12 protein-coding genes are annotated in these 13,468 nt (G+C 59.5%); 3 read left to right on the top strand and 9 right to left on the bottom strand.

Annotation, left to right across the window (positions count from 1 at the left end; genetic code table 11):
• Nucleotides 1-23: 23 nt before the first annotated feature.
• Nucleotides 24-665, bottom strand: a complete 642-nt coding sequence (locus LMG28727_RS27640) for a glutathione S-transferase family protein (protein WP_201645503.1) — start codon at nucleotides 663-665, stop codon at nucleotides 24-26.
• 109 nt (nucleotides 666-774) lie between these two features.
• Between LMG28727_RS27640 and LMG28727_RS27635 the strand changes: the two genes are divergently transcribed.
• Entirely contained in the window at nucleotides 775-1,692 is a 918-nt protein-coding gene (locus tag LMG28727_RS27635; protein ID WP_201645502.1) for a LysR family transcriptional regulator, read from the top strand.
• Nucleotides 1,693-1,704: 12 nt separating this feature from the next.
• On the opposite strand, the gene LMG28727_RS27630 is transcribed toward LMG28727_RS27635, so the two are convergent.
• From LMG28727_RS27630 to betC, 3 genes are all read right to left on the bottom strand, one after another.
• On the bottom strand, nucleotides 1,705-2,853 hold the full coding sequence (locus tag LMG28727_RS27630; protein WP_201645501.1) for a porin: 1,149 nt from the start codon (nucleotides 2,851-2,853) through the stop codon (nucleotides 1,705-1,707).
• Nucleotides 2,854-3,089: 236 nt separating this feature from the next.
• Complete coding sequence (locus LMG28727_RS27625) at nucleotides 3,090-4,043, bottom strand: choline ABC transporter substrate-binding protein (protein WP_201645500.1); 954 nt, start codon at nucleotides 4,041-4,043, stop codon at nucleotides 3,090-3,092.
• A gap of 40 nt (nucleotides 4,044-4,083) precedes the next feature.
• Nucleotides 4,084-5,622: a choline-sulfatase gene (gene betC, locus LMG28727_RS27620; protein WP_201645499.1), complete on the bottom strand. Its 1,539-nt coding sequence runs from the start codon at nucleotides 5,620-5,622 to the stop codon at nucleotides 4,084-4,086.
• A 150-nt stretch (nucleotides 5,623-5,772) separates the two neighbouring features.
• Between betC and LMG28727_RS27615 the strand changes: the two genes are divergently transcribed.
• Both LMG28727_RS27615 and purU read left to right on the top strand, forming a co-directional pair.
• Nucleotides 5,773-6,687, top strand: a complete 915-nt coding sequence (locus LMG28727_RS27615) for a choline sulfate utilization transcriptional regulator (RefSeq protein WP_201645498.1) — start codon at nucleotides 5,773-5,775, stop codon at nucleotides 6,685-6,687.
• Between the two features lie 138 nt (nucleotides 6,688-6,825).
• On the top strand, nucleotides 6,826-7,701 hold the full coding sequence (gene purU, locus LMG28727_RS27610) for a formyltetrahydrofolate deformylase (RefSeq protein ID WP_201645497.1): 876 nt from the start codon (nucleotides 6,826-6,828) through the stop codon (nucleotides 7,699-7,701).
• Between the two features lie 88 nt (nucleotides 7,702-7,789).
• Here purU and LMG28727_RS27605 read toward each other — a convergent pair whose 3' ends face one another.
• The 5 genes from LMG28727_RS27605 to LMG28727_RS27585 form a co-directional block, all read right to left on the bottom strand.
• Nucleotides 7,790-8,647: a glycine betaine ABC transporter substrate-binding protein gene (locus LMG28727_RS27605; RefSeq protein ID WP_201645496.1), complete on the bottom strand. Its 858-nt coding sequence runs from the start codon at nucleotides 8,645-8,647 to the stop codon at nucleotides 7,790-7,792.
• A gap of 147 nt (nucleotides 8,648-8,794) precedes the next feature.
• On the bottom strand, nucleotides 8,795-10,054 hold the full coding sequence (locus LMG28727_RS27600; RefSeq protein ID WP_201645495.1) for a hybrid-cluster NAD(P)-dependent oxidoreductase: 1,260 nt from the start codon (nucleotides 10,052-10,054) through the stop codon (nucleotides 8,795-8,797).
• Between the two features lie 33 nt (nucleotides 10,055-10,087).
• Nucleotides 10,088-11,401: an aromatic ring-hydroxylating oxygenase subunit alpha gene (locus tag LMG28727_RS27595; RefSeq protein WP_201645494.1), complete on the bottom strand. Its 1,314-nt coding sequence runs from the start codon at nucleotides 11,399-11,401 to the stop codon at nucleotides 10,088-10,090.
• Between the two features lie 73 nt (nucleotides 11,402-11,474).
• Nucleotides 11,475-12,293 carry an electron transfer flavoprotein subunit beta/FixA family protein gene (locus LMG28727_RS27590; protein WP_201645493.1) on the bottom strand — a complete coding sequence of 273 codons (819 nt, stop codon included), beginning with the start codon at nucleotides 12,291-12,293 and terminating at the stop codon, nucleotides 11,475-11,477.
• Complete coding sequence (locus LMG28727_RS27585; RefSeq protein ID WP_201645492.1) at nucleotides 12,290-13,465, bottom strand: electron transfer flavoprotein subunit alpha/FixB family protein; 1,176 nt, start codon at nucleotides 13,463-13,465, stop codon at nucleotides 12,290-12,292. Before LMG28727_RS27585 ends, LMG28727_RS27590 begins: the two co-directional genes overlap by 4 nt.
• Nucleotides 13,466-13,468 lie beyond the last annotated feature (3 nt).

The following is a 13,468-nucleotide window of genomic DNA, read 5'->3' as shown; positions in this document are numbered from 1 at the left end:
CCCGCCTTACAAAAGAGTGTCGCTTATGCAGCCAGCAAACCAGCGTTCGTCGAAGGCATCGCAATGAAACGCGGCAACGCCTCGACGCGACGCAACCACGCTCGAATGTTCGGATACGGCTCCAGCGACACGCCGCCTTCCGGTGCATGGGCGATGTACGTATGCGCGGCGATATCGGCAATCGTCACCTGCTCGCCGGCTGCAAAGGGCTTATCAGCAAGTTCCTGGTCGATCACGTCGAACAGTTTGACCGCAAGTTTCTTCGCTGTCTCGTGATCGTGCGGCGCGCCGAACACCGTGACGAGCCGTGCCGTGCACGGACCGTAAGCGATCGGCCCGGCCGCCAGCGACAACCACCGCTGTACCGCCGCCGCACCGACCGCGTCGTCCGGCAGCCACGACGCGTCGCCGTAACGCCTGGCCAGATACACGAGAATCGCGTTCGAATCGAACAGCGTAAGGTTGCCGTCCTGGATCGTCGGCACCTGACCGAACGGGTTCAGCGCCAGATAGTCTGGCTTGCGGTTGTCGCCCGCCTTCATGTCCAATTCAACCACTTCGAATGGAAGATCGAGCAAGGTGAGAAACAGCTTGACCCGGTGTCCGTGCCCTGAAAGCAGGGTCGTGAACAGTCGGATAGGCTGGGCTGGGCGGGCAACAGGCATGACAGGCTCCGGTTTTTGGTAAGGTATGCGGCGAGAATAAGCGCTCGCGCGACTCCGCGGTAGCCTGATAATCCGGGAAACACAATCAATCGAAGATGGACAATCCACTATGGCGGACGTACGCGATGTCAATCTGAACCGTCTGGCGATCTTTGTCGCGGTCGTCGACGCCGGCTCGCTGACGGCGGCGGCGGCGCGGCTGGGGCTCGCCAAAACGATGGTCAGCACGCACATACAACGGCTCGAAGCGGAAATTGGCGCGAGCCTGCTGGTGCGCACCACGCGGCGTTTGAGTGTCACCGAAGCCGGCCGCGCGTTCTACGAAGCCAGCGTGAAGATCCTGCGCGCGACCGAAGAGGCGCTGAGCGCGGTGAGTGGCGAAACCGCGCCGGTGCGCGGCACATTACGGGTGAGTTCGCCAATCGATTACGGTGCGCTGGCGGTTGCGCCCGCGCTGGTCGAACTGCGTCGCGAGCATCCGCAACTCGATGTCGAATTGATCTGCAGCGATCATTACGTGGATCTGATCGCGGACGGTATCGACGTCGCGATCCGCCTCGGCCGCCTGGCGGACTCGAACTACCGCGCGGTGAAGCTCGGTAGTTTCGTCAAATGGATCGTGGCGAGCCCCGCGTTCGTCGAGACGTGGGGAATGCCGCGCACGCCTGCTGAGCTGTCACGCATGCCCTTTAACGCGATGACGGTGCTGCCGCACCCGCTCACACTGGAACTGCATCGCAACCACGGCGATAGCAGCGAGAAAGAAAACGTGCGCTGCGAAAGCGCATTCCAGGTCAATACCGCCGACGCTTGCCGGGCCGCCACGATTGCGGGCGGAGGGTTCGGCCTGTTGACCGACTTCTCGAGTGGCGACGACATTGCTAGCGGACGGCTGGTGCGTATGCTGCCGCAATGGTCGACAGAACCCGCGAGCATCCAGGCTATTTTTCCACCCACCAGTCATCCGCCCGCGAAAGTGCGCGCACTGATCGAAACTTTCAAAAGACAGCTTGCGCAAACTGCGTGATGGGATGCGTCGTCAGAACGAGTGCCGCATGCCGACGCGCACGTCGGCTTGCGTATTCGAACTCGACGGCGTGAAGCTGTAGCCGATCACGGCATCCACGCCATTCGAAGCACGCAGGTAGTCGCCGGAGATATACACATCTGTGCGTTTGGATAACAGGTAGTGCAATCCCAGCGAACCCTGATTCCAGTGGTTGCCTTCGAAACGTGTGTGTTGATAGCCGCCATATAGCAGCAGCGAAGGCGTGAAGTTATACGACGCGCCCCCTTCATATACCTGCATATGCGAGGTTTCGCCGAGACCCTTGATCGTCGTGTACGTAAAGTCTCCGCTCAACATCAGCTTGCCGATCGTATAGGCCGCGCCGATTGCAAAGGCGCCTTGCCGGTCCACCGGGAATGACGACGTACTGTAGAGGCTCGTTACTGCACCTGTTGCGGGATCGACGGACACGGTCGGCTGACCGAGGAAAGTGTGCACGCCGAGCATCGCGTAGGGATCGAATGCATAGATACCGTACGGATCGTTTAGCTGCGTGTAGGCCGCACCCATGTTGAACGCGTTGTGTTCGTAGTGCGCGCCGACACTCCACGCGCTCTTCTCGTGAAAGTCTCCAGCGACATTGCCGAACGAGTACATCCCACCAAAAGAAATACCCGCAAACTCATTCGACAAAAACTTGATTGAATTGGGCAGACGGTCGCCATTCATCCGGTCGAAGTCGCCTTGATGAATCGCATAACCACTTGCCCACGCCGAGATGTTGTACAGGTAGACAAACTCTTCGGTCATATCGAGCTGATTACCGAGTGACACCGTGCCCCAATCGTTTTTCAGGCCGACATACGCTTGTCGTCCGAATTCCGCACCGCCGAATGCCAGTTGCCCGTTACCGAGGTGGAAACCCGATTCGAGCACGAATAGGGCCTGCAGGCCGCCGCCGAGATCTTCCACACCTTTGAAGCCGATCCGGTTGCCGTATGAAATACCGTCATCGAATTTGAACTGATGGGAGCCACCCGCGTTGCTCACATAGGTAATACCGGCGTCCACAATGCCATACAGCGTCACGCTGCTTTGCGCGTGAACAGCCGTTGATGCGCACATCGTGCTGACTGCAATGGCCACTCCCGACAGTTTGGCGGCACGTTTCTTTTTCATCGACTTCTCCCCTGCTCTTTGCCTGCATATTTCGTTAGATAAAACGATCCCTGCTGCGGGGCGTAAATCGACGCGCAGCACTTCTCGCATGACGGGCAGTTCGAATCAGACTGGTTAAAACGAAAGAACAGATAGAAAGCGTGTGGAGTGGAGAATACGGGTCCGGATTGATAACGATTAAACCGCAAGCGACACGATTCTGTCGTGTCGCGACGTCATTGTCTGGATGGTCACCGTCACTTCATGCCGAGTGCAGTCTGTACGGCTTGCAAGCCATTCGACCCGTTGGTGGTATTCACACCGTCAAGCCACGACTTCAGTAACTCGGGATGACGCTTGAGCGCGTCGGTTGCCGCAACGTCAATGCCTGCTTTCTTTTCGAGTACTTCGGTAATGACGCCGTTCTCCAGATCGACATTGAATGTGAGCTGCCTGAACAGACGCCCGATATTCGGACACTGCGCTTCATAGCCGCTGCGAACCACGGTATTGACCGTAGCGCCGCCGTAATTGGGCCCGAAGTACTTGTCACCACCGTTCAGATAGGTCAGCTTGAACTTCGTGTTCATCAGATGCGGCTCCCACGCGAGAAACACAATCCACTTCTTCTCGCGCACGGCACGATCGACCTGCGTCAGCATGCCGGTTTCACTTGATTCAACCAGAGTCCAGTTACCAAGGCCAAAAGCCTTGTCGTCCACCATCTTTTTGATGTTCTGATTGGCGGGCGCGCCTGGCTCGATACCGTAGATCTTGCTGTCGAACCTGTCAGCATTTTTCGCGAGATCTGCGAACGAATGGATGCCTGCGGCGGCCACGTAGTCGGGCACCGCCAGCGTGAACTTCGCATTGGTCAGATTGGGATGAACGACCTCGATCGACTTCTCTTCTTCAAAGGGTTTGACAACCGGTGCCTGTGCCGGCATCCAGTTGCCGAGAAAGACGTCGACCTGACCTTTCTTGAGACCCTGGTAGGTGATCGGCACCGACAGATTCGCGACGCTCTGCTTGTAGCCGAGCGCCTTCAACAGGACGCCGGCCATTGCATTGGTCGCGTCGATATCGGTCCACCCCGGCCCCGCCATATTGACCTGCGTGCAGGATTGCGGCTCGGCCGCTGCAGCGAAAGTGGTGGCGGCGCACAGCACAACCACGCCCGATAGCGTCCGTTCGAAGAATTTTTTTATCATCTCGGCTTCCTGTCAGTGGGGTAGAAATCCGGCACACGGGTCAGCGAGCGACAGCGGGAAAGCGCGCCATCGCTTCGAGCGTATCGAGATCGATGTGATTGCGCATGTAACGCTGACTGGCATCAACCATGGGTTGCCAGTCCCATGAAGCGACCGCGCCCTGCGTCGTTGCGGCGAAATGAAAGCGGCGGCGGCGCTGGCTTTGCAGGACCTCATTGTGTAACTCAACCAGGTTCCAGCGTTGTGCCACTTCGTCACGTAATGCGGCAACCTGTGATGCATATTCGCGTCGCCCTGCGAGGTTCTCGCGCTCCAGTGGATCGGCAGTAATGTCGTAGAGCTGGTCGGGATCGGCGGGTGTATGGATAAACTTGAAACGGCCGCGCCGCAGCATCACGATCGGTGCAATCGCCCCTTCGGCAAGGTACTCGCCTACCGCCCGATCATGCGCGCCCTGCTTGCGCTGCAGATGCGGCACAAGGCTCAGGCCATCGAGGGAGTCGGGCCATCCGTCCGGCTGACTGCCTCGCGCCAGTTCGACCAGGGTCGGCAACAGGTCGAGATGCGATACCGACTCCTGCACGCGACACGCGTCGAATTGCTGTGGCGCATGGACGATCAGCGGTACGCGGCAACCGCCTTCGAAGAACGTCATCTTGTACCAGAGGCCGCGCTCGCCCAGCATGTCGCCGTGGTCCGACGTGACGATGATCAGCGTGTCCCGCGCAAGTCCGGCCTCGTCGAGCGCGTTGAGAATCGCCCCGAACTGGTCGTCGACATAGCTGATTGCGCCATAGTAAGCACGGCGAGCGTTGCGAATCTGCTGAGCGGTGGGCGGCGTCCGGTCGGTTTCGCAGACGTGCCGCAAACGCTGCGAGTGCGGGTCGGCCTCCCCGAACGAATCGCAATGAGCGGGCATGTCGATGTCTTCGTCGCGATACATGTCCCAGTACTTTTGCGGAATCGCGTACGGGTCGTGTGGATGCGTCAACGACGCCACCATGCAGAACGGTCGCGCATCTTTGCCGGCATGACGCTCGCGTGCGATATCGAAGAGCTTCTGGCGAGTGGTAAACGTGACTTCATCGTCGAAATCGAGTTGATTGGTGCGCACGCACGGGCCCGCGTCGATCACGGAACTCATGTTGTGATACCACGTGGGGCGTGCTTCAACATTGTCCCAATTGGGCGTCCAGCCGAAATCGGCAGGATAGATGTCGGTGGTGAGCCGCTCTTCGAAACCATGCAACTGATCTGCGCCGCAAAAATGCATCTTGCCGGACAAGATCGTGCGATAACCTTCTGCGCGAAGGTAATGCGCGAACGTCAGCGTTTGCGACGGAAATTCCGCTGCATTGTCATAAGCACCAATCGCAGACGGCAGCTTGCCCGACAACAACGAAAAGCGCGAAGGCGCACACAGCGGACTCGCGCAATACGCCGAATCGAATACCACACCCTGTTTCGCGAGACGATCGAGATGAGGTGTCTTCGTCAGAGGATGCCCGTATGCGGCAAGCGCGAACGGTGTCATCTGGTCGGCCATCAGGATCAGAATATTCTTTCTGGTTTCAAGCATGAGAACGTGCCTCGCATAGAATCGCAGGTATCGGTGCGGGTATGGATGCCAACAGGAGTCAACGGAGCGGCAGTACGATGAACGTCACTATTGCCGTCCAATTCGCCACTGTGAAGACGGTAATTCGTTATGTGTGTATAAGAGGGGCTTATGTCGAAACAGGATCGCTTGCCGCCCATGCAGGCGTTGACGATGTTCGAATCCGCGGCACGTCTGGCCAGTTTCACGGCGGCGGCGCGAGAACTCGGTTCGACGCAACCCGCGGTGAGTCAGCGCGTCGTGCAACTCGAAGAAGCGCTGGGCGCGCCACTGTTTGATCGAGGCCATCGCGGCGTCACGTTGACGGAAGACGGTCAGCGGTTATTCGAAGCGGTACGCCATGCAATCGACACCATTCGTCTCGCCACCGCCGAGATTCGTGCACGACGTACACCCCACACCCTCACGCTCTCCACCGACTTCGGTTTCGCCACTTATTGGCTGATGCCGCGACTGTCGCAATTCAAGGCGCTGATGCCGGATGTCGACGTGAAGATCGTCACGTCACAGAGTGTGTTCGATCCTTCGCACGATCAGGCGGACATTGCGATTGCATTCGGCGATGAACATGCGGACTGGACCGCGCGAGGTGCGGTGAAGCTTTTTCCGGAGCGCGTCACGCCCGTGTGCAGCCCTGCCTTTCTGGCCGCTCATGCGAGCGTCAGCACGCCGTCCGATCTGGCGAGCGTGCCATTGCTGCATCTCGAACCGACCCAGCCCGCACGCTGGCTGTCATGGACCGACTGGTTCGCAGCGCATCACCTGGAAGCCCCCGCCGCTCAGCGCGGCATCACGTTCAACAGCTTTGCGCTCGTTGCGCATGCGGCGATCATGGGCCAGGGCGTTGCACTTGGTTGGGCGCCGCTCACTGACGAACTTCTTGCAACCGGGCAACTGGTCGAACTGTTCGACACGCCGGTCGTCACGCAGCGCGGCTACCTGCTCGTTACACAGCGCGCGGCGACACCGGCAGTCAACGCATTCCGCCAGTGGCTGCTCGGCGAATGCGGTCTCGACGCCGACTAAGCCCGACCTCAGGTGCCTGACGCTCCTATTCCAGCGCGACGGCGGTTAGCTTCTATCCGCTCAGCCCGGTCATTTGCTCTACTGCAATGATCCATGCTGCGTCCCGCAGCGTGAACTCATTGTCTATGTGGAGAACGCATGTCCGCCGATTCCCGTCCTGCCCAACTGGTCCTCACCGTCGCGTGTCCGAGCGCGGCGGGCCAGGTTGCCGCCGTTGTCGGCTTTCTCGACCGGCATCATTGCTATATCGACGAACTGACCGTTTTCGACGACGATCTCAGCGAACGCTTCTTCGTACGATGCGTCTTTCATGGCGTCGAGAACGATGAAACTCTGCATATTGCCGCGCTCAAACGCGAATTCGAAGCGATCGCCGAACGCTTCCGGATGACATGGGCGATGCACGACGTCAGCGCACGGCCGAAGGTGCTGATCATGGTGTCAAAGCTCGAACACTGTCTTGCCGACCTGTTGTTCCGCTGGCGTATGGGCGAACTCAAAATGGATATTGTCGGCATTGGCTCGAATCATCGCGATCTCGAACCGCTCGCGCAGCAGCACGGTTTGCCGTTCCATCATCTGCCGATTACCGCCGACACCAAGCCGCAGCAGGAAGCGCGTTTGCTCGATCTGTTCGAGACATCAGGTGCGGAGTTGATGATTCTCGCGCGCTACATGCAGATACTGTCCGGCGCAACGAGCCGTGCACTGGCGGCGCGGGCAATCAATATTCATCATTCGTTTCTACCGGGGTTCAAGGGCGCAAAACCGTATCACCAGGCGCATGCACGCGGCGTCAAACTGATTGGCGCAACCGCGCATTTCGTGACCGACGATCTCGACGAAGGCCCGATCATCGAACAGGTCGTCGAGCGGGTCGATCATTCGTATAGTCCGGAACGCCTGCTTGCCACCGGGCGCGACGTCGAATGCATTACGCTCGCGCGGGCGGTGAAGGCTTTTGTCGAGCGCCGCGTGTTTATCAATGGCGATCGGACTGTCGTGTTGCAATGAAAAAACGCCGCTGAAAAGCGGCGCTTTGCTTACGATCTTCCGCTTCAGACGTTCAATGCAGCGGAAGATCAATCACCTAAGTAGAACCTCACTTCACCCAGCTATCCACCCGGTCAGCATGCGCGCTGATCCATGCATCAGCGGCGGCGGTCGGCTTCTCACCATTTTGGGTTGCCAGCATCACACTGTCGATCTCGCCCGGCTTCCACTGAAACTTCTTGAGAAACGCGACGACCGGCGGCGCTTTCTTTTCCAACTCCGGATTCACCACGCTATCCACGTGTTCCGACTCACCAAACACCTTCTTCGGATCGTCGAGGAATTTGAGTTTGTACTTCGCGAACATCCAGTGCGGCTTCCAGCCCGTCACGATGATCGGCTTGCTCGCCGCTTCCGAGCGTGCAAGTTCCGCGGTCATCGCGCTGCCCGAACTGGGCATTAACTGATAGTCGAGGCCGTAAGCCTTGATCGCTTCACTGGTTTTCTGCATCACGCCTGCGCCGGCGTCGATACCGACAATGCGCGAGCCGAACTCTGCTTTCTTCGCTTCAAGATCGCCGACCGTCTTCACGTCGGCATTATCCGGCACGATCAGTCCGATCTTCGCATCGTTGAAGTTCGGGCCAAGGTCGACGACCTTCTCCTTGAAGTTATTCCAGTACGCGCCATGCGTGACCGGCAACCACGCGGACAGCGTCGCGTCGAGGTCGCCGCGCGCCACGCCCTGCCACATCACACCCGCCGCGACCGGCACGAGTTGCACTTCGTAACCGAGACGCTTTTCGATCACGCGTGCGGCGACGTTAGAGGTCGCGACGCTATCGTCCCAGCCTTCAACGTAACCAATCTTGATGGTCGGCTTGGTATCCGCCGACACACCCACGCTCATCGCCGTCAGCGCCGCGCTCAATGCGCCCACCATGGCTATCTTTTTCATCAGTCTCATCGCCGTTCTCCCGTTCGCCGTCAAGCAACCCATTGAGCATTTAGAATCGCCAACCAGAATTGCCGGGTAGCGTTGTTTTGCGACATCCAGTTGTCCGCACGCGACTTCGAGCGTGAGTCTGGTGCGTTTTCAGTGCTGCGTCTCGTCTTACTTATCGACTACGAGGTCGGTGAGCGGCTTGCTGCAGCACAGCAGCACCATGCCCTGATCGATCTCGCGCTGACGGATTCCGCCCGCGTGTTTCATCGACACTTCGCCAGAGACCAGCTTGACCTTGCAGGTGCCGCACATACCTTGCGTACACGATGCCGGCAAACGCACGCCGGCTTTCTTCGCGGCATCGAGTACATGCTGACCGCTGCCGCATTCGATCTCACGATGACTTTTCGCGAAACTCACCTTGAAGCGCGTTTCCGTTTCAACGGGAACAGGTGCGGGTTTGAAGCCTGATGCCTCGGCGCGTGTCTCGGCAAAGCTCTCCGCCGTAACCGGCACGCTTGCGTATTGCAACGCGTCTGCCACATGCGCGGTAGTCAGTTGCGCGGCCACTTCACTGACCGTCTCGAACGAGAAGCTTTCTTCGTGATAATGACGGCGATCGAAACCGCCCTCATCCAGCAGATGGCGCACGGCCTGCATGTAGGGCGCGGGACCGCAGGTAAAAATCTCGCGTTCCATGAAGTCCGGCGCAATCAGCTTCAGCAATGGCAACGTGAGAAAGCCCGTTACGCCTGGCCAGTTTGTGCGCGCGCCCACTCGCTCGCACACAAATGCGGTCCGAAAATGCGCCTGATTCGATGCGATCAGATCGAGCTCGCGCGCGAAGATAATGTCGTCCGGTGTGCGGGCGCTGTGCACGAATACGATGTCGCTATCTTCGCCGAGCTCGTGATGCGCGCGGCTCATCGACATCAACGGCGTGATGCCTGAACCCGCCGATAGAAACAGGAACTTGCGGGCCGGATGCCGCGCGCAGGTGAATTCACCGGAAGGCCCAAGCACGCGAATCTTTGTGCCAGCGCGCAGATTGTCGTGCAACCAGTTCGACACCTTGCCACCCGGCACCCGTTTGACGGTAATCGAAATCGTATGCGGGCGGGTGGGCGGCGAAGAAATCGTATAGCAGCGGTTGATCGACTCGCCGTCAATGTCCAGTTCCAGCGTAATGAACTGCCCCGGCTCGAACACAAACGCCCGTTCGGACGGCGCGCGGAAGAAGAAGCTCTTCACGTCGTGCGTTTCGTCGCGGACCTGGCAGCACTCCAGCGTCTCGTCGGCATCGCTGTCCCAGCGCGCGGGCAGCGCGTCCCAGAACAGCGGTTGGGTCACCCGACTGGTGACAAGGCCCGCCGCGCCCTGTACGGCCGGCTCGGCGCCGGGCTGAAACGCCGCCTGATCGCGCATCATTGTTTTCTCCCGCTCCTGGTTGCGGTGTCGCGCTCAGCGCTTGAAGGACACGACTTTTTCGCCGTGTGAACCCGGCGTGTTAATGCCGACGTCATGAGTTTGGGGCGCATTGCTGTAATCCGCCATGCGGCCGATGTACCACTCGCAGAACTTCTCGACGAGGCCTTCAGTGAATGGCGAATACGGGCCCGGCTCATAAGCGCTGCTGTTCGCGCCGCGCTGCGAATATTCGACTAGCGTGCGGTCCTGATCGTTGGTCGCGCGCCAGACGGCGGTCAGATTGTTGACGTCGTAGTCGATTCCTTCACGCGCATCCTTGTGTACCAGCCATTTGGTGCGCACCAGCGTTTTATCCTCCGATAAAGGAATTACCGAGAACGTAACAATGTGATCGCTCATGAAGTGATGCCACGAATTCGGCTGGGTCCAGAACGACAGCCCACCGAGATCGGCCTGCTCGAAACCGCCGAGCAGTTTTTTCGACGCCACTTTCGCATCGAGCGTTTGCGATTCGCCGTCGCGGTCGAGCGGCAGACGCTGTGTGCGAAAGCCGGTGACGAGATCGGCGAGCCGTTCAATTTCCGCCGACGGCAACTTCAGCGCTTCCCACTGCGCGGTACGTCGTGCGACAGTCTCTTCAAAGGCGGCCATTCCCTCTTCATTGGCGGGCGTACGTTGATAGCCGAAGCCGTATTCATACAGCGAAATGGTCAGCTCGGGATGGTTCGCGACGCAGTGATAGCACTCGCGATTATTTTCCATCGTGAGCTTCCAGTTACCTTCTTCGACAATGTCGATCGATGCGGCAATCTTGCAGTTCGCCAGATCGTGAGGCAAAAGATAAGGCTCCATTGAAGCGCGCATCACCGCAAAGTCGGCGGGCGGTGTGTCAGCGAGGCAAATAAAAATCAGCCCGGCGAGGTTCTCGACATGCACCGACTTCAGACTATGTTTGCAGCGGTCGAACTGATCGCCCATATGTTCGGCGAACATCAGGTCGCCGTTCAGGTTATACGTCCAGCTGTGATACGGGCACACGATATTGCCGAGCGAGCCTTTGTCGGTATTGCACAAACGCGCGCCGCGATGACGGCAGACGTTATGAAACGCCCTCACCTGCATATCGTCGTCGCGAACAATCAGGATCGAATCGCGGCCGATTTCCACGGTAACGTAGTCGCCCGGCTCCGGCACATCCGGTTCGATCGCGACCTGAATCCAGTGCTGGCGGAAGATCGCTTCCATGTCGAGCGCGAAAATAGCTTCGCTCGTGTAGAACGGCGCTTCCAGCGTGTAATTCTTTTTGCGGCGTTCGATCATTGCGCGAACGTCTGCCGAAACTTTCATTGTGTGCTCCGTTGCATGTCACGTCTGGCGCCGCACCAGGCCCTCCTGGTCGCGTGCTGGCCCGAACCGGAATTCAATAATCCACGAGTTGATGCTCGCGCAAATACGCGAGAATCACTTGTGCTTTTTCGACGGAACTCCCTTCAATTACGACGCTGCCACCGCGGCTTTCGGTTGTCGTCGCCGACAGCATGCGGGCGTGGCCGGAGCGCTTCTCGGCCGCGACGAGGCGCACCGGTTTCGCGGTCGCTGGACGGATGGTCCAGGCTGGGTTGCCGGAGTGATTTAAACGCGGAGTTGCGGTGGTTTGCGCGATGGCAACGGGTCGAATCGTGCCTTCGCGCAACCTCGCATAAGCGTAAGTCGGCGCAGCATTGGCCATCGGATGCACGGCAATCAGCGCGGGCAGTTCGACTTCGACCCGACGGCGCAGGCCTTTCGGCATGAACTGCCGAACTTGCGCGAGACCGTCCTGCACGTTCAGGTCGACTGCTGCGCCTATCAGCGCAAGGTCCAGTCCTTGCGCGACGCGATACGGCAGCATGCCGCTGTCGAATGCGCCTTCCGCACGGGTGCCAGTCAGAATGAGGTCGTAATCTCGCAGACGTTCAATCAGCAACGCCGCCGCATCGGCCTGCGAGTCGGCCTGCGAGTCGGCCTGCGAATCGGCTCCATCACGCACGTCCAGTACTTCGACCGAACCGGCGCCCAGCGCCAGATAGTCCTTCAGCGCCGGATTCGACGGATCCCCCGCATGCAGCACGTCGAGCGTGGCGCCGTGCGCTTTGGCGACCGACAGCGCGATAGTGAGTGCAGCCGCATCGTTACGGCTATATCTCGCGACGCCGCTAACCGGATGACGTCCCACCGACACCAGAACGGCGATCTTCATGCGAGGACTCCTTCAGCCACCACCGTCGTATTCAGCAATGCCGCACCGGTTCCGCGAGCCTGGCGCGCTGCGGCCGCCGCTTCGTTGAGCGCTGCGATCGTTTCCTGCGCATCCGCGATGACAGTCAGATTCGCGCGCTTCGCAATCGGTGCGCTCGCGTCAAGATTCACCGCAATCACATGACGGCAGTCCTTGATCCCCTGCAGATGCTGTACCGCGCCCGAAATGCCGAACGCGATATACACGCTTGCTTCCACCGTTTTTCCGGTTGCGCCAATCTGTTTGTCACGCGTGAACTTGCCGTCGTCGACGGCAACACGGCTTGCGCCAATTGCCGCCCCCAATGTGCCGGCCAGTTTCTGGAACGCGGGTACGTCGCTTACGCCATTGCCTGCGGAAACAATGAAATCCGCTTCTTCGAGCGCGAGTTGGGCGGCGTCGATTTCCTCGATGCCAAGATCGCGCACCGCGCTTTTCGATGAAGTGGCCGCGCTGTCGAAGCGCCATGCAACCCGTTCGCCAGCGCCGACGAACGGCAACTTTGGATCGACGGCGTTGGGGGCGAGCAGTACCACGTCCGGCAGATCGCGTGACGCGAGCGCCGTATTCGCATGGATATAAGCGGCGACATGCTTCGCGTCGATCTCTACCACGTGAGTCGCGACGCTGGCATTCGCAGCGGCTGCATAACGGCGGCCGAGGTCACCGTCCCCGGTTGCGTTGTCGGGCAGGAAAATATGGACCGGCGCGTAGGTCGCGATGCATGCTGCCAGTGCGTTCAATTCGTCGACAGGCGCAAACCTTCGGCGCTCGAACATCGGCAACTCGATCAGCTTGTCGGCGCCTGAAGCGGCAGCGTCGCCGGTGAATTCGCCGAAGACGAGCAGCACGACCTCGGTCGCCGTGTCGGCGATAAACGCAGCCGCAGCCAGCGTCTGGCGTGAATGATCATCCAATGCACCCCGGTCGGCGTGCGCCGCGACCAGGATCACGCGCTGCGGCCTGGCGGTCGTGCGGCGCGGTTTGACCGCTTCATGATGCGCGGCGGTGCCGCCCGGCGCGTTGAACTCCAGCGCGAGCGCTACGCCCGTTGCACCGGGCGTGATGCGTTTGAGCCCCTGTGCCGTCACCGTGAACGGCCGGCGCGGATCGATTCGTTTGAGCGTATTCATCGC

It is taken from the genome of Paraburkholderia metrosideri (assembly GCF_904848625.1).
In the GTDB taxonomy this organism is placed as follows: domain Bacteria; phylum Pseudomonadota; class Gammaproteobacteria; order Burkholderiales; family Burkholderiaceae; genus Paraburkholderia; species Paraburkholderia metrosideri.
Note: the sequence above shows the minus strand (reverse complement) of the source record. Positions and strands in the feature narration are given on the sequence as shown.

Bases quoted from the DNA above. Each gene is read 5' to 3' on its own strand.
- LMG28727_RS27635 (WP_201645502.1), top strand. From the start codon at position 775: ATGGCGGACGTACGCGATGTCAATCTGAACCGTCTGGCGATCTTTGTC.
- LMG28727_RS27600 (WP_201645495.1), bottom strand. From the start codon at position 10,054: ATGATGCGCGATCAGGCGGCGTTTCAGCCCGGCGCCGAGCCGGCCGTA.
- betC (WP_201645499.1), bottom strand. From the start codon at position 5,622: ATGCTTGAAACCAGAAAGAATATTCTGATCCTGATGGCCGACCAGATG.
- LMG28727_RS27615 (WP_201645498.1), top strand. From the start codon at position 5,773: ATGTCGAAACAGGATCGCTTGCCGCCCATGCAGGCGTTGACGATGTTC.
- LMG28727_RS27585 (WP_201645492.1), bottom strand. From the start codon at position 13,465: ATGAATACGCTCAAACGAATCGATCCGCGCCGGCCGTTCACGGTGACG.
- LMG28727_RS27640 (WP_201645503.1), bottom strand. From the start codon at position 665: ATGCCTGTTGCCCGCCCAGCCCAGCCTATCCGACTGTTCACGACCCTG.
- purU (WP_201645497.1), top strand. From the start codon at position 6,826: ATGTCCGCCGATTCCCGTCCTGCCCAACTGGTCCTCACCGTCGCGTGT.
- LMG28727_RS27630 (WP_201645501.1), bottom strand. From the start codon at position 2,853: ATGAAAAAGAAACGTGCCGCCAAACTGTCGGGAGTGGCCATTGCAGTC.
- LMG28727_RS27625 (WP_201645500.1), bottom strand. From the start codon at position 4,043: ATGATAAAAAAATTCTTCGAACGGACGCTATCGGGCGTGGTTGTGCTG.
- LMG28727_RS27605 (WP_201645496.1), bottom strand. From the start codon at position 8,647: ATGAGACTGATGAAAAAGATAGCCATGGTGGGCGCATTGAGCGCGGCG.
- LMG28727_RS27595 (WP_201645494.1), bottom strand. From the start codon at position 11,401: ATGAAAGTTTCGGCAGACGTTCGCGCAATGATCGAACGCCGCAAAAAG.
- LMG28727_RS27590 (WP_201645493.1), bottom strand. From the start codon at position 12,293: ATGAAGATCGCCGTTCTGGTGTCGGTGGGACGTCATCCGGTTAGCGGC.